This is a genomic window from Pediococcus inopinatus, assembly GCF_002982135.1.
In the GTDB taxonomy this organism is placed as follows: Bacteria; Bacillota; Bacilli; order Lactobacillales; family Lactobacillaceae; genus Pediococcus; species Pediococcus inopinatus.
The window spans coordinates 391390-411954 of the sequence record NZ_CP019981.1 but is presented as its reverse complement, the minus strand read 5'-3'; the positions used below and the strand labels follow the sequence as shown (position 1 = coordinate 411954).

Below are 20565 nucleotides of genomic sequence, written 5' to 3'. Positions count from 1 at the left end.
GAAAGGAGGTCACTTATGAAAAAGATTCGTAGTTACACCAGCATTTGGTCAGTGGAAAAAGTGCTCTACGCGATCAATGATGTTAATCTACCATTCCCCGTCACGTTCACGCAAATGACTTGGTTCATCGTTGCGCTATTTTTGGTCATGTTGCTGGGCGATGTACCACCACTAAGTTTTATTGATGGCGCGTTCCTAAAACATCTCGGTATTCCAGCAGCCATTACTTGGTTCATGAGTCAAAAGACTTTTGATAACAAACGGCCACTAGGTTTTCTTCGCTCGGTGATCACTTATTTTACCGCCCAGAAGATCACGTTTTCCGGACGGCCAGTCAAACCCGTTAAAGCCCATGCCCTTGACCACATCACCCACGTAAGGAGGTTCAACCAGTGAAGTTTCCCATAAAATATATCGAAGACAATTTAGTGTTTAATCGTGATGGCGAATGCTTCGCCTATTACGAACTCGTCCCCTATAATTACTCTTTTCTCTCACCTGATCAAAAAGCGGAAGTCCACGAAAATTTCCGTCAGTTGATCTCACAAAACCGTGACGGTAAACTGCATCTCTTACAACTTGCCACCGAATCCAGTATCAAAGACACGATGCGCCGTTCCAAAGCCACGGTCAAAGGAAATTTAAAAAGTATTGCCGATACGCATATTGACGGTCAAGCCGCCGCGTTGATCGACAATATTGGCGATAATCAAGTTGATTATCGTTTTTTTATTGGTTTTAAACTGCTGTTAAACGACCGCGAGTTATCCGCTAAAGGCGTTTGGCATGATATCATGCTTGGCATTCAGGATTTTCTTCATGAATTCAATGAAAAATACACCGGTGACTTCATGGTCATGAACAACAGCGAAGTTGATCGTTTTCGTAAAGTCGCCCGCTTCCTTGCCGATAAAGTCAGTCGCCGGTTTAAAATTCGACCGTTGATTAAAGATGACTTTGGTTACTTGTTAGAACATCTTTACGGTATGTCAGGGCAAGATTATGAAGACTACCAATACCACCTGCCACGACAAAAAAATGAACAAGATACGGTAATCAAAAAATATGACTTGATCAAGCCAACGCGTTCGTTGATTGAACAAAAGCAGCGTTACTTGATCATCACCCACGGTTTCACCGAATCCTATGTCACCTATATGGCCTTATCCGATATTGTTGGTGAATTAGATTTTCCCGGTAGTGAGATTTTCTACTTCCAGCAACAACAATTCGATTTTCCCATTGATACCTCACTGAATGTGGAAATTGTGACTAACAAAAAGGCACTAACTAAGGTGCGTAACAAAAAGAAAGAATTGAAAGATTTAGATAACCACGCCTATGAATCTAATAACGAAACCACTCGCGGTGTCGCCGATGCCCTTGATTCCGTTGACGACTTGGAGGCTGAGCTTGATCAAACTAAAGACGCGATGTACAAAATTTCCTATGTCATTCGCGTCAGTGGAAAAAGCTACGATGAAATGAAAAAGCGCGCTGATCAAGTCCTCGATTTCTATGATTCATTGAATATTAAATTGGTTCGCCCGTTCGGCGATATGCTGGGGCTACACAGCGAGTTCATGCCCGCTTCAAAGCGCTACATGAATGACTACATTCAATACGTGACTAGTGATTTCATTGCCTCATTAGGCTTTGGTGCTACTCAAGCTTTAGGAGAACGCGAAGGAATTTATGTGGGCTACAACGTGGATACCGGCCGCAATGTTTTCATCAAACCTGACTTAGCCGCGCAAGGCTTAAAGGGAACAGTGACCAATGCTCTTTCGGCCGCTTTCCTTGGTTCACTTGGCGGTGGTAAATCATTTTCTAATAACTTACTCGTTTACTACGCCGTACTCTATGGCGCACAAGCTTTGATACTTGATCCAAAATCGGAACGAACTGATTGGGCGAAAAATTTAGACTTCATGCAAGACGATATTAACATCGTTAACCTGACCAGCGAAGAAGCGAATCGCGGTTTACTTGATCCTTATATCATTCTCAGTAATCCAAAAGATTCTGAAAGTCTGGCGGTCGATACACTCACCTTTTTAACGGGAATCTCTAGTCGTGATGCCGAACGGTTTCCGACTTTACGTAAAGCGATTCGCAACGTCACCCTTGATCCGCAACCCGGATTATTGAAAGTGATCACTGAACTGCGCCGCGAAGGGACCCCGATTGCCAACAATATCGCTGATCATATTGAATCGTTCACCGATTATGATTTTGCCGCCTTACTCTTTTCAGATGGCTCCACTCGCCGTTCGATCGCCTTGGACCGCAAAATCAATATCATTCAAATTGCCGATTTGGTCCTGCCTGATGCGGACAAAACGCAAGATGAATACATCACCGCGGAAATGTTATCCGTCGCCATGTTGATGATCATCTCGACTTTCGCCATCGACTTTATCCATGCCGATCGTTCGCAATTTAAAATTGTCGATCTCGATGAAGCTTGGGCATTTTTGAATGTAGCGCAAGGTAAAGCTCTTTCTATGAAGTTGATCCGTGAAGGCCGTTCAATGAATGCTGGGGTTTATCTAGTCACGCAAAACGCTAATGATCTTCTAGACGAAAAGATGAAAAATAATATCGGTATGAAATTTGCCTTTCGTTCGACCGATATTAATGAAATCAAAAACACCCTCACTTTCTTTGGGCTTGATGCCGAAGATGAAAGTAATCAACACCGCCTACGTTCACTGGATAATGGTGAATGCTTATTTCAAGATATTTGGGGCCACGTCGGTGTCCTACACTTTGATTATATCTTTGAACATCTATACAAGGCCTTCGACACTCGCCCACCAGCGCAGATAACTGGAGGTGAGTAAATGTCGGTACGTAAAAAACGACTTTTATTACTGATCGGCTTTGTGCTAGTCGTGGTGCTAGTGAGTGCTACTTCTCTCCAAAGTGTCCACGCAGCAGGCCTAGTCGATGAAACCGTCAATAATAAACACGAATTTTCCAAATATCCAGTCAATAACTATCAACTAGATTATTTCGTCGATTCATCATGGGATTGGTTGCCATGGAACTGGGGTGACGGCATTGGCAAGTCGGTCATGTACGCTATTTATGCTATCACCAATTTTCTGTGGCTGATCTCCGTCTACCTCTCCTACGCCACGGGTTACCTGATTCAACAAGCTTACTCACTAGATTTCATCAAAGATACCACCGATGCCATTGGTAAAAACATGCAACTACTCGCCGGGGTTTCTAAAAACGGCTTTAGCGCTGACGGCTTTTATCCCGGTATGCTTTTGTTGCTGATATTAGTGCTTGGCGTGTATGTCGCCTATACTGGCCTGATCAAACGTGAATCCTCCAAAGCCATCTCAGCGGTAGCCAATTTTATCGTGATTTTTATTCTGTCGGCAAGCTTCATTGCCTACTCACCCGACTATATTGGCAAGATCAACCAATTTTCCGCCGATATGAGTACCTCAGCTTTAAACACTGGTTCTAAAATGATCATGCAAAATAAACAGTCCACCTCAAAAAACGGGGTTGATGCGATTCGTGAAACGTTATTCAACATTCAAGTCAAACAGCCGTGGACGTTATTACAGTTTGGCGATTCTAATCTCAAGGAGGTTGGCGAGGATCGCGTCAACAAACTGGTCAAAACTGATCCGTTCAAGAACAAAGGTAAAGATCGAACAGAGATCGTCAAGGCTGAAATTGAAGATAAAGAAAACGACAATCTATCAGCGGTCAAAACGATTCAACGTTTAGGTGTGACCACCTTTGTGTGTATCTTCGATATCGCAATCACCATTTTTGTCTTCTTTCTCACAGCGATGATGTTATTTAGTCAAATCCTCTTTATTATTTACGCCATTTTCTTACCGATCAGTTGTCTCTTAGCCATGATCCCAGGATTTAACGGCTTAATGAAAACGGCTGTTTTGCGGCTATTCAATACGATCATGATGCGTGCTGGCGTCACTATTGTCCTAACATTGACGTTCTGCCTTTCCACCATGATCTATGGGCTATCGACCACCACCCCATTCTTTCTGGTCGCCTTTCTCCAAATCGTCATCTTTGCCGGCATCTGGATGAAGCTCGGCGATTTAATGGGCATGATGCAGCTTAAAAGTTCTGACTCCCAAGCTGGTGCTAGTCGCTTGCGCCGCAGTAGTAGCCGTTTGATCCGGCAGGTCATGGGCAACGCCGCAATGGGTGGTATGCTCGCACGCGGTTTAAAACCACGTCCACAGCCGCAGACTGAAACTGGTACTGATGCTAATTCAAAACGACCACAGCCCAATAAACGCGATGCCACCACTAGCAAGATGACCCGTGCTGGTAAAAAAGTGGGTGCTGCATTAGATACCAAAAAGAAAATGGCCGCAACTGCGAAATACACCAAAGAACAGTTAAAGGATCTGCCAACCAATACAAAATATGGGTTACATCAAGGTAAAGAAACGGCTAAAAAAGGTATTGGTGATTTCAAAAATGGGTTGAAAAATCAGCGTCAAGATAATCAATCAGAACGCGAACTGGCCGCTAAAAAACGTCGGGAAGAAATGCAACGGCGTAAATTAGTGGTTGATCCGCCAAAGAATCCACGGCAACCGTCTAATTCTGATCCGATCAAGAAAAAGTCGGCAGTTTCTCCAGTCACGCAACCAAAGCCACGCGATCCCAGTACCACTAAACTACCACATACTAAAACACCAATAGAAAAGCCAACATCACGGCCCAAACAATCATTCACGACTGCACCCAAAACTGGTGAGAAACGGCAATTCAAACCGACAACTGACAAGCCACTGAATCTCGTTGTCAATAAAACAACCATGCACCGTAAATTGCTGGTCAAGCCAAGGCAAAAACATGATGAATAAGAAATGGTTAGGCCTAGCCGTTTTGCCGATCATACTCATTAGCTTGTTGTTCTTTTCAGTGGCAATGACAGCTGATGACGATGATAGTAGCGATTCTACTGAGTTAGTGGTTGATTCGATGAACCTTTCCGCAGAAGTACTCAAGTACAAAAGTACCGTTGAAAAATATTGCAAGGAGTTTGGTATTCCTGATCAAGTAACCGTGATTCTCGCGATTATGCAAGTTGAATCTGGCGGTAAAGGTAGCGATGTCATGCAGTCTAGTGAATCACTGGGCCAAGCTCCCAGTAGTTTATCGCCGGATGCTTCGATCAAACAAGGCGTGAAATACTTTGCTAGTTTAATCAAATCCATGAAAACAACCAAAACTGATTTAAATACAGCTATTCAAAGTTACAACTTCGGTGGCGCTTTTATTAATTATGTGGCTACGCATGGTAAGAAATATTCGCTACAAATAGCCAGTGATTTCGCTAAAGAAAAGGCCGGCGGCAAAAAAGTCACTTACACCAATCCAGTTTCTGATGAAGGTTGGCGCTACGCTTATGGCAATATGTTCTATGTAAGTTTAGTCAGCCAATATCTTAGCCCGACTGTGGCTAACTTCAGTGATAAAACGGTCAAAGCCATAATGACCGAAGCACTTAAATACCAAGGCACGCCCTATGTTTTTGGCGGCTCAACGCCAACCACAGGTTTTGATTGTTCTGGGTTAACCAGTTGGGCTTACGCCAAGGCTGGTATTAAGCTCCCGCGTACCGCCCAAGCGCAATATAATGTGACCCAACATATCAGTATCAAAAACTCCAAGGCCGGTGACTTAGTATTTTTCAAAGGCACTTACGCAACTTCAGATTACATTACCCACGTTGGCATCTATGTCGGTAATATGCGCATGTATAATGCTGGCGATCCCCTTGGCTACGCTAACTTAAATACCGCCTACTGGCAAGCACACCTTGTTGGTGCTGGTCGCATCAAGAAATGAGGTGATTATCCATGACCTTAAGTGAGAACGGCTATAGCTACGACCACTGGATGGACCTGTTAACTAACGCTATTGATCATACTTTGGTTGAAAGTCGGATTGATTTGAATTACGGCGATAATCGCTTATTACGTAACAAACAACTCGATCACGCTTCAGCCGAATGGGAACGCATCAAGTTTTTTGAACAACATGAACCGAATGTTAATGATCTAGTCAAAGCGATTGATTACTTTGTCGCCGAACTGCCGCAATTTGAATTTGGTAAACGTCGTGAGTTCCGTTTAGCTTTAGAACATGAACAAAACGTCAAAGAGTGGTTAGGCAATACTAAGTTTCGTGAGGAAGACCGCCAATACATTTTAGATCGAGAACTACACCTTGCCGAAGAATTTTTCACCAACGATGACAAATACGATCTTTATAGTGAACTAGACTATCGCGGCTACACCCAAGTCCGTCTACGCCAGTTATTTGACCGCTTTCGCAATGACTATCCCAAATTTTATCAGTGTTATGAACTGGACCACAACTATCAAAAAAATAATCACCTTGCCATCTTGCAACAAAATAGTGTAGCTAATCTCGCCACTAAACTTAAATGGTAAATCTGATCCACAAGGAGGAACAATCCATGGCCCGTCAAGATTATGAAGACTACGACTATGAGTACGACGACTACGAAGATCCCCGTGATCATCGCTATGCGGAACGCCCGCGACCACAGTATCATGAAGATTATGAGGATCGACCACCGCAGCGAATACAGGAACGGGACGAACGCAACTATCGCCGACCACCAGATGATTATCGCGATGAGCGTTACCCACCCCACGACTTTGAACAACAACGTGAACCACGGTCATCCTATGATCGAGAAAGTGAACACGATCTACAGTATGAATACAACGAACGTCCAGCCAAGCATCAGATCGCTTCACATAAGAAAGCCCGTCCCAAGCGGCCGCGTAAAAAAGTCAAACGACAACGACCACCAAAGCGCCAACCAAAACCGATGAAAGAAAAAAAAACCCGCAAGTTAAAACAACCTCGCGTTGGCATCCGGCGAAAAACTACTTGGTTCTGTTGGTTGATCTTGATCGCTAGTGTGAGTTTTGGCGTGTACAAGAATTTCACTGCCATCAATAAACACACAGTCCATGAACGTGAAGTAGTGAAAGTTAAGTTGACTGATACCAACGCGATTGAAGCATTCATCACCGACTTTGCCAAAGTCTATTACACATGGGAACCTAACCAGGAAAAATTAGAAAACCGACAAAAAGATCTTAGTAAATTTATGTTAAATGGATTGGTGACCCTGAATGCCGATGCTTTGCGTTCAGATATTCCGACAACTTCCACTGTGTCTGATATTCGAATTTGGAAAGTTGAGGCTAAAAAGAATCAAGTCAATGAAGTCTTATTCACCGTTAATCAGCAGATCAAAAACAGTCAAAAAGAAGACGCCGCAAAAGCAATCGAGTCCACCTACTCATTGAATGTTATGAAAAATAAAGATGGTGACATGGTGATTGTGACTAATCCAACGATTGCGGCAGCTCCGTCTAAGGCCAAAGCAACAGAAAAACAGCTTCAAACAGATAGTTCAATTGATGCCGAAACCACCAGTAGCATCACTAAATTTCTAACGACTTTCTTCACCCTTTATCCTAGCGGCACCACCAATGAACTGAAATATTATGTCGATGGAGGGACAAAACCACTAAATAAAGACTACCGTTTTGCGGAACTGGTCAATCCCACCTTCCATCGTCAAGGCGACAACATTCGAGTTGACGCGACCGTCAAGTTCCTCGATAGTGAAACCGATATGACCCAATATTCACAGTACTCTCTTATTTTAGAAAAAGCAGGTTCAAACTGGACAATTAAGTCTGGTTTATAGTAAAAACCACGGCGTCCAAATGAATGCCGTGAATACATAATATGCTTTAAATAACAATTAATTTATTTTATATTTACAGTCTTTAGTTGTCATGATTACTTAGCATCGAGTTTATCGTCTTCTTCTGCTCATGTTGAATAAATATACTTGCGTAATGCCTGATATTGGTGATAAAATTCGTGTTCGTTTTTATTCTCTTGCGGTGTTCAGTAATATCGGTTTGCGCTCTAGATTTTAATTATGAATAAACCCACTGCAACATAGAAATGACACACTTCTATTTTATACTTATTCTAGAATCAAAAACGAAAGGAAGTGAAGTTATGTCACAATGGATTCTAATAGCTCTTATTCTTTTAGCACATCCACTCATGATGCTATTTATGCATAAAGGTATGATGCATGGGAATTCTGGTAGTATGAATGGCTGCGGAAATCATACCCAACAAGATTCCAGCAACACTGAAAAACCACGTAAAAAAGTCAATTAGCTTGGAGGTATTATATGCAAATATTAACTGGCAGTCATGACAATGAAGTTCATGAACATCTTTATGAAAGTGGTCCAAGACGGATTGGTCATCGTAAATTAAAGAAAAATACCGTGACAAATAATGGCGAATTTCATCCAGTACCTGGAAATATAGTTCTTATTCCTTTGAAAGGAAAGGTAAAGTTAACCACACCAGATCAGGAATATACTATTCAAAGCGGTCAAGTTGCTGTGTTAGAATCAACCGATAGTTTTTATTTAACCGCAATAAGTGATGTTGAATTTATCGGCGTAGTTGACATCAAATAATTCAATTTTGAGTGCTTATCTCAAGCACTCCTTTTTTGTATATTTCTCCATATTTATTACACATTAAATTGTTTAAATGAAGTATATTGCATAATTGGAGGACATAAAGTTGAAATTAATGAAAAAAAATACACCTATTTTAGTTACAGCACTATCATTAACTGGTATTGTACTTTTCACAGGAAAACCAGCTGAGGCAGCTACAACTCAAGCTACAGTTTCCTATCAAATCGGTGCTACTACAGTTTGGAGTAGTCCAAGCTATTCTAGTAAGCCAATTAGTTATTTAGCTCCTAATTCAAAAGTTACCCTTGATGTTAAAAAAAGTGTTAACAAAGTAAACTGGTATCAATTAGCAGAAAATCAATGGGTACCAGAAACATATTTAAAAATGGCTCAGGAAACTACGGTTACACCCACGGCAACAGCCACAACCAAAACGGTAGTTGCAAACTTAAAAGATGCCGCAATCACTATTTGGACTGATTCAGCTGGTACTACGCCGACTGGAGAATACTTATCTTATGGTACTGCCATAACTATTCAAGGGCAGCAAGAAATAAATGGTGTGACTTGGTTCCGAATTGATCAAGGATGGGTACCAGAAACATACTTAGCGTCTGATAACAATGGAACCCCTTACTATATTAATTCTCAAACAAAACAATTATCAGCTCCGCAACAAAGCGCTACTTCTGAAACAGTTGGTACCAATGATTCAAGCGATGATACGATTGCCCCCACTACAGCTGCACAAAGTTCAACTAGTTCAAATATTATGCAAACAACTAAATCGGCTCTACCGCAAGAACAATCGGTCAACAATCAAAGTTCGGCTGCTGCTAATACAGGAGCACAAAAAACTACTAACACAAACGCTGCCTCACAATCTACTATAGAAAATATTATTAATGCAGCAGAAGCACAAATTGGTGTTCCTTATGTGTGGGGTGGAAAAACACCAAGCGGATTCGATTGTTCTGGCCTAGTTGGCTATGCGTTTCGCCAAGCAGGGAAAGAAGTTGGCGGTTACACCGTTGCTCAGGAAAGTGCTGGTACTAAAGTTAGTCTAGATAATCTGCAACCAGGTGATATTCTTTTCTGGGGAGAACCTGGTGCCAGCTACCATGACGCTATTTATATTGGTAATAATCAATATATAGATTCACCAAAACCTAGTGATTCAGTTGGAATTCGCACGATCAATAGTTATTTTTCTCCCTCATTCGCAGTTCGTGTCTTTTAATTATGTCGATAAATAAAAATGTTTAAAAATCTAAAAAAACAAGTGCGTCCTTGGGATTATATAATTTTTCTCATATTATTAATAGTTTCCTTTATACCATTAGCCATATTTGGATATTCTCAAAAGCAACAATTGGCCGCAGCAGCCGATAATAATACTAAACCAATTATCTATGCTGAAATTTCTATTGATAAAAAAGTAATAAAAAAAAGGGTATTCGGATTTTATGGTGGAAAAGGGCTTATAAATCACCCTTCTCCAAATTCTTAATAAGTGTGGAAAAATCGACACCAAAGTTGTCTGTAATGTTATGATCATTCACTTCATACCAATTGAAATTATCGTGTAACATAGCTTTATTGAAAGCACTTGAATTAAATCGTGGCTTACGCTTTTTATGGAGCTTCTCATTGAAAAGGATTTTGGCTCGTAAGGCATCAAACGAGTAACCTCTACCCATTCGCTCTACCTGCCTAATAATGCTGTTAATTGACTCCGTATAAGCGTTAGTGAGCCTTTTATCAAAGTAGTTGAATATTTCGACATGCCAGTTGTCTACGGCTCTCACGAGGTCTTTATATGCATCTTTAGAGTTACTGGACATACAACGGTGTCTCCATTGACTATAACGAAGACGACCTTCATCTGAATCAGGAGTATCCCATATCCAGTAAAACTCTTCTTTGAGTTCATAGGCTTCTTTTAAGGCAGGAAGATTACCTAACCAAGTCTCTAAGAGGAATGATTCACGTTCATTTAGATCGTGTTTACGCTTTAGAAGGATAAACCTTTCACGCATAAGGGTACGTCTTTCTTTTTGGCTCATATGAGCTTTCAAAGACTTTCTGACGTTATCTAAGGCTTGATTAGCCATTCTAACTACATGAAACTTATCTACGACCACTTTAGCGTGTGGAAGGATAGTGTTCACTGCGTCTTTGTAGGGCTTCCACATATCCATTGTGACGTACTCAATATAAGTCCTGTCACTAATTTCTGAAAGACGTTGGATGACTGTTTCCTTGTTACGGTTAGGCTTGATGTCATAAATAGTCCTGCGTTCAATATTAGTCAATACAAGCCGAGGTCTTTGGATAATATGTATCTCGTCTATCCCAAGCCACTTAGGAGTTTCAAACTGGTATTCACGTTCTTTGAGTGCCACATAGTCCTTAAAAACGTTCCTAATAGTTTTCTCGTCAACGCCAACGCTTTCTGCGACTTCTACAAAGGTCTTAGACATGGATTGCTCTTGAATAGACTTTAAAAGCCTTTTGGTCATACTACGCTTTTCATCTACAGATACTAGGCGTTCCCAGAAGGTAGATCCGCATTCACGACACTTGTATCGTCTACGGTTCAATTGTAAGCCCACTCGCTTTAAACGAATGGGCAAATCCATAATTAGTTGATTTCTTGAACTGTGTTTGTACAACTTGTCAAAACCACATTCAGGACAACGTTCAGGTGGTCCGACTGCTTCAACTTTAAACATCATATCGGTTTCATTTTCTTGTGGTGATTCTATTGTTTTAATGTCTGGTAGGGATAATAAGTCTGACATATTGTTCATCCTTTATTACTCTGCGGTGTTAAGGTATCAAATATAGATTTGATGTCGAAATCATCAGTGTTAAATTATTTTTGTGACCACAAATGCACTTAGAAAATCCCTTAAAGCATTTATATAATGGGTGATCGCAAAATAGTGTATGAAATCCTTTTGTAGACTTTGCTAAACTACTGCACACTTTAGTACAGTATTAGCTGGTTCACTTGAATAGGGAATTGTAAAAAAAGTTCACTTAGACTGCACAACAAGATAATTTCGAAACATTTTTATCGAACGTAAGTGCAGCTAATTTTAGCCCTTCAGCCATTGTTAAATATGGTGCTAGGGTTTCTGTTAAATCTTCTATCGTTAAGTTAAATTTAACAGCTAATGATGCTGCATAGATGACATCTCCTGCATTCTCAGATACAATATGAACCCCTAATACTTTTAGTGTTTCTGCATCTGCTACTAGTTTAAATACACCGGTTGTTTCACGGTTTACAATTGCTCTTGGAACAGCATCTAAAGGTAATACAGATGTCTTCACATCATACCCTTTCTCTTTTGCTTGTTCTTCTGTTAAACCAACCGTTGCAACCGTTGGATTCGTAAACGTAACAGCAGGAACTACCGATAAATCTATTTTTTTGTTTAACCCACCGATAGCATTATCAGTAATAATTCCACCTTCATAGGCTGCTACATATACAAATTGCGGTCCTAACGTCACATCTCCTGCTGCATAAATCTTTTCATTACTTGTTTGACCAAAATCATTGATCAGGATTTCATTATTTTTTCCGGTTTCAACACCTGCCGCACTTAATTTTAAGAATCCGTATTTGGTTTTCTTCCAGTGGCAACAAGTAACTGATCTGATTCAATAACTTCTTTACTGCCATTTACTGTTACGTAAACCTTTTTTATCTCTCCACTTTGTACAACACGCTCAAAAGTTGCCCCTTTGACAAGGCTTATCCCCTGTTCAATTAACGCTTTTTCAACTGACTCTGAAATCTCAGGATCATACTCCTTTAAAAGTCGCTCACTTCTTTGCATAAGCGTTATTTCTGAACCTAAATGATGAAATAGTTGTCCAAGCTCCATTCCAATGTATCCTGAACCAATTGCAGTTAATCGTTTTGGCATTTTCTTTAACTCAAGAAGTGTTGTACTAGTTAAATAGTCCATTTCTTCAAGTCCTGAAATTTGGGGCAATGAAGGAGATGCACCTGTTGCAATTAAAAAGCGTTTTGCAGATAACTTTGCCCCATTGACCTCAACCGTACTAGCATCAACGAATTTTGCTTCACCTTTAATTAAATCAAAATTATATTCATCAATTAAATCCACATATTTTTGATTCCGAAGTTCGCTCACCAATTTATCCTTTTGCGTGATTAAACTAGCTAAATCCACTTCTCCAGCGGATGTTTGTAAACCTATAAACGGGTTGTCTTTTGATAAATGATTGATTTCCCCTGCCCTAAGAAGAGTTTTTGACGGAACACAGCCAATATTCACACAGGTTCCCCCAACCGTTCCACGCTCAATCATTCCAACTTTTGCACCGTATTCTATAGCTTTAATTGCCGATGAAAAGGCAGCAGCACCAGAACCAATAATAAGAAGGTCATAATTGTCTTCATTACTTAACGCCACGTTTTCTAGTGATGATACTTCTTCAATTTCTCTGGCTTTGTAATTTGCTTCATCAATCGCCTTTATTGCACTTTCAACCTCAATTTCATTGGGTAGTTCAAATACTGCTTCACCACGACGAAAACTAGACTCAATATTTTTAGCACCTATCTTTTCAAGTGCTGATTCAACGTGTTTTTCACAACCCGCACAGGTCATTCCTTGAATGTTTACCTTAAATTTATTCATAATAAAGCCCCTTTCGTTAATCTCTCATGTTAATGTTTCTATTATTGGACACGAATGTAATTGCTTTTCATCTGGACATCGTTGTTTTAAGTCGTCTAACATAGTTTCAATTCGTTTTAAATCCTCTATTTGTTTTTGAACTTCCATTTGTTTTTTAGAAACAAATTCGAACATATCTTGACAACGAACTTCATCTTTATCTACAACACCAAGTAATTTATAAATCTCGTTTAAAGAAAATCCAAGTTCCTGTATTCGTTTAATAAACCCAACACGCTTAACGTCATCATATGAATATATCCGATAACCAGCTTCCGTTCGGTGAGGTTCTTGTAGTAAATTTTTTCGCTCGTAATATCTAATCGTTTCTTTATTAACGCCACATTTTTCTGCAAACTCACTAATGCGGTAAATCATCTTATTTCACCCCATGAATATTATAAACCGTGTACCATAGTACACGGTCAAGTAAATTGGACTATTTTATTTTTTCCCCAACGTATCACTCGTATGTGATTGATACTTTTATAATACTATTGATTGTCCTAACATCCCACTAGAAAATCCGATTTAAACACCAGTTGTTTTTAAACTATTAAAAAAGTAATTCCACTATATATTCCGAAGACCCAAAAAAAATTAAATTATCAAAAAAAAAACCACATAAATTATTTACCTTACACCCACACTCTGGTGAATATAATATTATAGAAGTTAATGGGACACGCATTCGAGACAAGGAAGACAATACACCAGACCAGATTGCTGTCAATACTGGTTGGATTAGTAAACCAGGTCAACAAAGTATTTGTCTTTCTCACCGTCTAATTATAACGATAAAAAGTAGTAATAAGTCTACCACACCAGATAACTCTCTTGTAAAGCCTTAAACATACAAGCGTTTAAAAAGGCAATCATGATCCTCCAAAAGGATGTACTCCAAATTGGAAATTATGATTGCCTTTTACTATATATTTATTTTTGCGTACTCATCATTATTATCATTATTGAATGAAGCATTACAAATTGGTTAGTTGTGGAAACAGGAACTCTAACACGTCTACTGTTACTCGACGTTTTTTACCCTTATAGGGATAGCAATGCATATCCATCATCGGATTGTAGTTGGCCTCGATAATTGAGTAGGACTCGTGACTAGAAACCGGAACTAATCTATCTGGAATAATCAAATCAATTCCACATATTTTTGCACCTAAACACTTCACAGCAGCTACAGCTTTTTCCTTGTAAGTAAAGTCAATTTGATCAGTTACATCAATGGAATCACCACCGGAACTGATATTTGAATTTTTTCTAAGATAGGTGCGCTTACCAACCACCGGAATTGAATCAACCGTAAGGCTTTGGCTTTTCAACATGGCTTGTTCGACCACACCCAAAGAAATCTTTGTAAGCGGTGTTCGATCATTCAGGCCACGTAAAGTACTCTTATTTTTAATTGCAACTAACTGTTTTACTGTATGATGCCCATCACCAATAACATTAGCTGGAATTCGTAATAATACTGCCTTTATTTTATCATTAATTACTAAAAACCGATATTCAGGCCCTGCAAAAAAATTCTCAACCAGTACAGTCGAACATTCAGTAAATGCTCGCCGAATTGCTTGTTGATAATCAGCTAGAGAAGGAGAAAACTGAAATACGGAAACTCCCCTACCGTAATTAGCCGACTGGGGCTTAATCACAATCGGTTCACCCACAAATCTTGAATAGGCCGCTAAAGCCGTGTCCGCGTTAACAAATTCAACTCCGATTGGAACATTAAACCCCGCCGTGACCAAAATCCTTTTAGTAGCCGTCTTATTTTTCATGATCAGCGGCACAATATAACTATCTCGACTTGTCATATTACCATTCTTAACATACTCAATTTGGTGACCCAATTGTAGTTTTAATAACTGATCATTTTCATCGACCATGTCCACCATAATACCTTTTTGAATTGCATCAAACATTAAGATTTGTGTTGATAGCTCCATATTGACAAAGCCGTTTAATTGATAAGGTACCTGCATGGTAACCCTACGATTCTTTAATCCGATTGCTGTTGCCAAATCCGATTGTTTAGTGGCCATTAACCCCTTCGTCATTCGTCCACCAATCGTTTTTGTAACATCTATGAGCATGTCCTGGGACTGTTGTAGCACTTCTTCATAACCATTTAAATTCAACTGCTTTGTCATTTTTTTCATTAAATTAATTATTTTAAGGCCGTTTGTTCGATAACAAGTTGGTGCTAATGGTGACTCAAGCGCCACCTCATTATTGGTTTGATTACCAGTTGCTATCCAATCATCACCATTTTTCTTCTCATCTGTCCAAAGCATGAATAGCATAAATAGTTCCATAAACACAATCTGATTTTTACTAATTCCATATCGTTCAAATGGATTAATATCGATATTTCTTAACTCAAGATAATCAATTTTTGTTTGTTTACATCTGACTATATTTTGGCTCTCGCGCAACCTAACTGAAGAATAAAATTCTTTCTCTTCAAGTAAATTACCTTTGCGTATTTGAGATTCGATATCACTGAGATAGATTTTCAATGATTCGAACGATACTTGAACATTTTCTTTATTGTGATAACCGAACTCACTGTTTCTAATGCTTCGAACTATCTTCTGGGGCTTCTCTTCATGGTGCTTAAAGTAGTTACGTTCGGCAACAGGAGATGCACCGAACAAATAAGTAATCACCCAACGGTAATGCAGATAATTACGCGCTATTTTCAAATAGAGAGTTGTTTTAAAACAGGCAAGATCCTTAATTTCACATTGTTGGCGATACAATGCTTCAACCAACACAGCCGGAAGCTCAAAATTAAAATGTAAGCCACTGATCATCTGTTTACGCCGACCATAAGTTTTTGCCAAATAACGTCGATACAAAACATCCTTAAAGTCGGGTAACTTAGCTAGGCTAATCTGATCTTCACAACTTGGCAATGCTGGTGGCATGCTAAGAGGCCACAACATTTCATTAGTTGGTAATGACTGGTAGACCACATCATGTAATGCAGCCAACCAATGGAACAAATCATTCACAGTATCCACTACCGGGGTTACGATTTCTAACTGTGTCTCGGCAAAGTCTGTTTTAATATAGGGATGAAACCGACGACTACCAAATACGATCGGGTGATCAGTACCAGCTAACTTTCCGTCTAAAGTTACTCGCTGGCTTTCGCGCTCTACACCAATTCTCGAATGCGATATTGCAGATACACTTGGCGTTTGCTGCAATAATTCACTAAAAATAATCAACTATTTTCATCTCTCTTTTTCACACTTTTGCTTTTTAGAAACTATAAATAACTATTATTACATCATAGTCCGCAAATACTACGATATTTTAAGCGTAAATATTATCTCGGTATTCCAAATGGAAAAATAAACGGAAAATAAATCTTAAATATTCTAGAATCTAAATGCTTGCACCACCACCGCCAGAGGATCCACCACCACCTGAAGAACCACCACCAAAGCCACCAAAATGATCATTATTATTATTGAAAAGCCAAGCTATTATTGACCAGAATTGCCAACTGCGACCCCAAGGACTGATTATAAAACCGATAAAAATAAGCAAAGCGATTAGTTGCAAAATATTTTTCCAATTGAAAAGATTACGATCAGATTTCACTACATTCTGATTTTCATTACCAGAAATTGCACTTTTATTATTTTTATAGCCATAATGTTTATCAACTAATGTTGCTACGCTATCGAATGTTTTCTGTAATCCCTGGTTTACGATTGTAGAGGAAGTGGATTTCAATTGTACCGTATTATTGTTCAAAATTTGTCCAGATTGGCTATCTGTAACCACATCTTCTAATCCATAACCAACCTCGATACGAACATTACGTTTACCACCGTTTAAGGCGTAAAGAATTAGAATACCATTATCCGAGTTCTTTTGACCAATTCTCCATTTTGAAAATAAATCAGCTGCATACTGGTCTATATCAGTATCGCCAGTAGATTTTACCACAGCCAACATAATTTGTGGTTTAGCCTTAGTTCCTTCATATTGTTGGTTCTTAGCATTAACTAAATTTTGTGTCTGTGAATCTAACAAATTCACTTGGTCAAAATAATTTTCAGCTGGCGTATTAGGTAAACTGGCTGCCTGAACAAGAGTAGTTTGGAACAGTGACAAAAATGGTAATAATAATAACCACAGCCAGATATTCGTCTTTTTTCGTTTCACTGTGTCCACTTCCTAGTTGTTAAAATCAACTTTAGGAGCCTTGCTTGCATTTGAATTTGCTTTAAATTCAGTCTTTTTACCTAAGCCCATTGTAGATGCAAAAATATTTTTAGGAAAAGTAACCACACTTTGATTATAAGTCTTAACTTGCTGAATATAACGACGCCGTTCAACCGCAATACGATTTTCAGATCCCTCTAGTTGGGTCATTAACGTCGCAACATTGGTATTCGACTTCAAATTAGGATAATTTTCTTGGATCACATTGATCAAAGTACCAACTGAACTATTGACTTTATTATCAGCATTAGCCTTTTCCTTAACTGTTGTCGCGCTGCCATAACTCTTCCGTGCATCAGCAATTTGACCAAAAACCTTCTGTTCCTGATTCATGCTGCCTTTAACTGCACTTACCAAGTTTGGAATTAAATCATAGCGTCGTTGCATCACGTTCTCTACTTGACTCCATTGCGCTTCAACTTCTTGATTCTGTTTAGCTAAATTATTATAGGTATCGACACTAATCGCTCCTATAACAGCAAAAATGCCTAAAGATACTACTAAAACAACCCACCAAGGCTTAAATCTTCGAGATTGCATTGCTCTCATCCTCTCAAAAAAACTCTACATTTATCGTTATCGTTTAATGAAATCCCAGAAAATTAAACCAATACCAAAAGCAGTATAACAAGATTTAAATTTCTACTTCTTTAATTCAAACTCGTAGTTAATTTAATTAATTTAACAAGAGTATTCCAGCAAAAATTGCAACAATAGTATAGATAACTGCTACAGCAACTGTTATTACTGTAGATTTCTTTGAATTTTGATTTTCCACTTTATGACCTCCAATCTCACGCAGTTACAGTGGTTAACTTGGTTTTATTAAGCATCAACGAGCTCGCAACAACTGATAATGAACTCAATGCCATCCCCAAACCAGCCAGCTCTGGGCTTAAGATCAAACCAAGTCCGACAAAAATACCAGCAGCGACAGGAATGCCCAGTGAATTATATATAAATGCCCAGAACAAGTTCAGCTTAATTCGATTAAACGTCTTTTGACTTAATTCAAGTGCATTAACAACATCCAATAAGTTATTTTTAACTAAGATAATACCGCCTGATTCAATCGCAATATCTGTTCCTGATCCCATGGCGATTCCAACGTCAGCTGTTGTTAATGCCGGTGCATCGTTAATACCATCACCAACAAACGCAACTGGTGCCTGTTGTTGAAGCTGTTTAACATGATCTGCCTTATCACCAGGTAGTACATCGGCAATTACTTCATCAATGCCAACCTGATCAGCAATTGCCCGAGCAACCCGTTCGTTATCACCAGTTAACATAACTGGACGTAAGCCACGTTTCTTCAAGGCCGCAATTGCTGTAGCTGAGCTTTGCTTTGGCGCATCTTGAATAGCAATTAACCCAACAATTTTATCGTCGTAGCCAACAATTACCACTGTTTTGGCTTCGCTTTGCAACTGTACCATTTTAGCTGTTAATTGATCAGTAAGATTATAATTATCAAGTAATTTATCATTACCAATGAAGGCTTTTTTACCATTGATCTGTGCTTGTACACCTTTACCCTCGATTGCCTTGAAATTTTGTGCAGCGTTGGGTGTGATGCCTTGTTCCTTAGCTTTTTCTAGCACAGCTGCTGCTAAAGGATGCTCCGAAGAAGCTTCAAGATTAGCTGCTACGTCAAGTACCATTTGTTCATCACCAATAATATCCGTTACTTTTGGTTTTCCAACTGTAATCGTACCTGTTTTATCAAAAACAACCGTTTTAATTGTATTGACAGCCTCCAACACTTCACCGTTTTTAATTAGAATGCCCATCTTAGCACTGCGTCCGGTACCAACCATCAAGGCCGTTGGCGTAGCAATTCCTAATGCACAAGGGCAAGCAATAATGATTACAGAAACGGTAAATAGCATGGCAGTTACTACGCTGGCTCCAAGTAAAACATACCAAACAAAAAAGGCCAGAATTGCAATAATTAAAACAGCAGGAACAAAAATATCGGAAATCTTATCAACAGTTTTTTGAATTGGTGCATGACTAGTTTGAGCTTTTTTGACCATTTCAACAATTTGTGCTAGTAATGTATCATTGCCTACTTTACTGGCCTTAAACATAAATGTTCCAGTACTATTCATTGTTGAGCCAATTACCGTATCGTCAACTTTTTTCTCAGTCGGCATACTTTCACCTGTAACCATTGACTCATCAATTGTCGAACTACCTTCAGTAATTACGCCATCTACAGCAATTTTTTGTCCTGGTTTAACACGAAGAATATCGCCTACGACAACTTCAGCCATTGGAACTTTAATAATTTCGCCACCACGCAAAACTTCGGCTTCTTTCGCTTGTAAATCCAATAGCTTTGCCACAGCACCAGATGCATTACGTTTCATATTTTCTTCAAAAACTTGGCCCAATAAAATTAAGGTGATGACAAGGGCTGCATCTTCGAAGAAAACGTCTTGGTTACTAAACATTGCATAAATACTATATAAATAGGCCGTTCCCGTGCCAATCGCTACTAAAGTGTCCATATTAGCATGGTGATGCCGAAATGATGCCCAAGCACTTTGTATAAATGCTCGGCCAGAGACGGCCATTACTGCAGTTGTCAGTAGAAACTGCGTCCACATACCTCCTGGTAACCCGAAGCCAAAAGGACTAGCGACCATATTTATTAATATTGGAGTAGAAACAATCAAAGAAAATATAAATCGATTTCTTATACTCATTTTATAATCACCTTTCCGTAGGCCATATCCATCCCACAATGAAATTGATATTCGCCAGCCTTATCTGTATTAATCGAGAAAATTTGTTGTTCGTTTATTGGTAAGAAACGCTTGATACCAAGTTTTGGAAATACAATCGTATCTACACATCCCTTATCACTGATCCGCTTAAAAATAATTTCTGCAGGAATTCCTTTGGTTAGTTTCACTGTATCTGGATGATAGCCACCATCAACAACTACCACAATACTTTGTTTCTTTTCTACCATAATAACTCCTCCA

At 39.2% G+C, this 20565-nt stretch carries 17 protein-coding genes and 2 pseudogenes; 11 read left to right on the top strand and 8 right to left on the bottom strand.

Going from position 1 to position 20565, the window contains the following annotated elements:
* Positions 1-15 precede the first annotated feature (15 nt).
* The 10 genes from PI20285_RS02020 (at position 16) to PI20285_RS01980 (ending at position 10092) form a co-directional block, all read left to right on the top strand.
* Positions 16-396 (top strand): conjugal transfer protein, encoded by a 381-nt coding sequence (locus PI20285_RS02020; RefSeq protein ID WP_010581389.1) that lies wholly within the window; start codon positions 16-18, stop codon positions 394-396.
* Positions 393-2846, top strand: coding sequence for a conjugal transfer ATPase TcpF (gene tcpF, locus PI20285_RS02015; protein ID WP_010581390.1), 2454 nt, complete (start codon positions 393-395; stop codon positions 2844-2846). The genes PI20285_RS02020 and tcpF overlap by 4 nt, the downstream gene beginning before the upstream one ends.
* Positions 2847-4877 (top strand): CD3337/EF1877 family mobilome membrane protein, encoded by a 2031-nt coding sequence (locus tag PI20285_RS02010; protein ID WP_057771700.1) that lies wholly within the window; start codon positions 2847-2849, stop codon positions 4875-4877. It begins immediately after the preceding gene.
* Positions 4870-5865: a bifunctional lytic transglycosylase/C40 family peptidase gene (locus tag PI20285_RS02005; RefSeq protein WP_010581392.1), complete on the top strand. Its 996-nt coding sequence runs from the start codon at positions 4870-4872 to the stop codon at positions 5863-5865. Before PI20285_RS02010 ends, PI20285_RS02005 begins: the two co-directional genes overlap by 8 nt.
* Before the next feature lie 11 nt (positions 5866-5876).
* The gene (locus tag PI20285_RS02000; protein WP_010581393.1) at positions 5877-6473 is read left to right on the top strand and encodes a hypothetical protein; all 597 of its coding nucleotides are present in this window, start codon (positions 5877-5879) and stop codon (positions 6471-6473) included.
* 26 nt (positions 6474-6499) lie between these two features.
* Positions 6500-7774, top strand: a complete 1275-nt coding sequence (locus PI20285_RS01995; RefSeq protein ID WP_010581394.1) for a conjugal transfer protein — start codon at positions 6500-6502, stop codon at positions 7772-7774.
* Between the two features lie 323 nt (positions 7775-8097).
* A complete protein-coding gene (locus tag PI20285_RS11690) occupies positions 8098-8265 on the top strand; it encodes a DUF2933 domain-containing protein (RefSeq protein WP_162182092.1) in 168 nt (55 codons plus the stop codon).
* Between the two features lie 14 nt (positions 8266-8279).
* The gene (locus PI20285_RS01990; protein WP_041094402.1) at positions 8280-8576 is read left to right on the top strand and encodes a hypothetical protein; all 297 of its coding nucleotides are present in this window, start codon (positions 8280-8282) and stop codon (positions 8574-8576) included.
* Positions 8577-8694: 118 nt separating this feature from the next.
* Positions 8695-9822: a C40 family peptidase gene (locus PI20285_RS01985; RefSeq protein WP_236698810.1), complete on the top strand. Its 1128-nt coding sequence runs from the start codon at positions 8695-8697 to the stop codon at positions 9820-9822.
* Between the two features lie 18 nt (positions 9823-9840).
* A complete protein-coding gene (locus PI20285_RS01980; RefSeq protein WP_179947332.1) occupies positions 9841-10092 on the top strand; it encodes a SurA N-terminal domain-containing protein in 252 nt (83 codons plus the stop codon).
* Here PI20285_RS01980 and PI20285_RS01975 read toward each other — a convergent pair.
* From PI20285_RS01975 to merR, 3 genes and pseudogenes are all read right to left on the bottom strand, one after another.
* Positions 10064-11386, bottom strand: a complete 1323-nt coding sequence (locus PI20285_RS01975; protein ID WP_041094404.1) for an ISL3 family transposase — start codon at positions 11384-11386, stop codon at positions 10064-10066. The genes PI20285_RS01980 and PI20285_RS01975 overlap by 29 nt on opposite strands.
* 241 nt (positions 11387-11627) lie before the next feature.
* Positions 11628-13267 (bottom strand): annotated as a pseudogene (gene merA / locus PI20285_RS01970) (mercury(II) reductase).
* Between the two features lie 24 nt (positions 13268-13291).
* Positions 13292-13684 (bottom strand): mercury resistance transcriptional regulator MerR, encoded by a 393-nt coding sequence (gene merR / locus PI20285_RS01965; RefSeq protein ID WP_020220203.1) that lies wholly within the window; start codon positions 13682-13684, stop codon positions 13292-13294.
* Positions 13685-13899: 215 nt separating this feature from the next.
* On the opposite strand from merR, the pseudogene PI20285_RS01960 reads away from it, so the two are divergent.
* Positions 13900-14157 (top strand): annotated as a pseudogene (locus PI20285_RS01960) (NusG domain II-containing protein); the annotation flags it as partial.
* A gap of 129 nt (positions 14158-14286) precedes the next feature.
* Here the strand turns inward: PI20285_RS01960 and gshAB are convergent.
* The 5 genes from gshAB to PI20285_RS01935 form a co-directional block, all read right to left on the bottom strand.
* Positions 14287-16560: a bifunctional glutamate--cysteine ligase GshA/glutathione synthetase GshB gene (gene gshAB / locus PI20285_RS01955; protein ID WP_082623200.1), complete on the bottom strand. Its 2274-nt coding sequence runs from the start codon at positions 16558-16560 to the stop codon at positions 14287-14289.
* A gap of 160 nt (positions 16561-16720) precedes the next feature.
* A complete protein-coding gene (locus PI20285_RS01950) occupies positions 16721-17509 on the bottom strand; it encodes a TPM domain-containing protein (protein WP_041094410.1) in 789 nt (262 codons plus the stop codon).
* 12 nt (positions 17510-17521) lie between these two features.
* The gene (locus PI20285_RS01945) at positions 17522-18109 is read right to left on the bottom strand and encodes a LemA family protein (RefSeq protein ID WP_041094412.1); all 588 of its coding nucleotides are present in this window, start codon (positions 18107-18109) and stop codon (positions 17522-17524) included.
* A gap of 254 nt (positions 18110-18363) precedes the next feature.
* On the bottom strand, positions 18364-20283 hold the full coding sequence (locus PI20285_RS01940; RefSeq protein ID WP_041094413.1) for a copper-translocating P-type ATPase: 1920 nt from the start codon (positions 20281-20283) through the stop codon (positions 18364-18366).
* Positions 20280-20552: a cupredoxin domain-containing protein gene (locus tag PI20285_RS01935; protein ID WP_052467356.1), complete on the bottom strand. Its 273-nt coding sequence runs from the start codon at positions 20550-20552 to the stop codon at positions 20280-20282. Before PI20285_RS01935 ends, PI20285_RS01940 begins: the two co-directional genes overlap by 4 nt.
* Positions 20553-20565 lie beyond the last annotated feature (13 nt).

Bases quoted from the DNA above. Each gene is read 5' to 3' on its own strand.
- PI20285_RS01945 (WP_041094412.1), bottom strand. From the start codon at position 18,109: ATGCAATCTCGAAGATTTAAGCCTTGGTGGGTTGTTTTAGTAGTATCT.
- PI20285_RS01975 (WP_041094404.1), bottom strand. From the start codon at position 11,386: ATGTCAGACTTATTATCCCTACCAGACATTAAAACAATAGAATCACCA.
- PI20285_RS01985 (WP_236698810.1), top strand. From the start codon at position 8,695: ATGAAAAAAAATACACCTATTTTAGTTACAGCACTATCATTAACTGGT.
- PI20285_RS01980 (WP_179947332.1), top strand. From the start codon at position 9,841: ATGTTTAAAAATCTAAAAAAACAAGTGCGTCCTTGGGATTATATAATT.
- PI20285_RS11690 (WP_162182092.1), top strand. From the start codon at position 8,098: ATGTCACAATGGATTCTAATAGCTCTTATTCTTTTAGCACATCCACTC.
- merR (WP_020220203.1), bottom strand. From the start codon at position 13,684: ATGATTTACCGCATTAGTGAGTTTGCAGAAAAATGTGGCGTTAATAAA.
- PI20285_RS02005 (WP_010581392.1), top strand. From the start codon at position 4,870: ATGAATAAGAAATGGTTAGGCCTAGCCGTTTTGCCGATCATACTCATT.
- PI20285_RS02020 (WP_010581389.1), top strand. From the start codon at position 16: ATGAAAAAGATTCGTAGTTACACCAGCATTTGGTCAGTGGAAAAAGTG.
- PI20285_RS01935 (WP_052467356.1), bottom strand. From the start codon at position 20,552: ATGGTAGAAAAGAAACAAAGTATTGTGGTAGTTGTTGATGGTGGCTAT.
- PI20285_RS01995 (WP_010581394.1), top strand. From the start codon at position 6,500: ATGGCCCGTCAAGATTATGAAGACTACGACTATGAGTACGACGACTAC.
- PI20285_RS01940 (WP_041094413.1), bottom strand. From the start codon at position 20,283: ATGAGTATAAGAAATCGATTTATATTTTCTTTGATTGTTTCTACTCCA.
- PI20285_RS02010 (WP_057771700.1), top strand. From the start codon at position 2,847: ATGTCGGTACGTAAAAAACGACTTTTATTACTGATCGGCTTTGTGCTA.
- PI20285_RS01990 (WP_041094402.1), top strand. From the start codon at position 8,280: ATGCAAATATTAACTGGCAGTCATGACAATGAAGTTCATGAACATCTT.
- PI20285_RS02000 (WP_010581393.1), top strand. From the start codon at position 5,877: ATGACCTTAAGTGAGAACGGCTATAGCTACGACCACTGGATGGACCTG.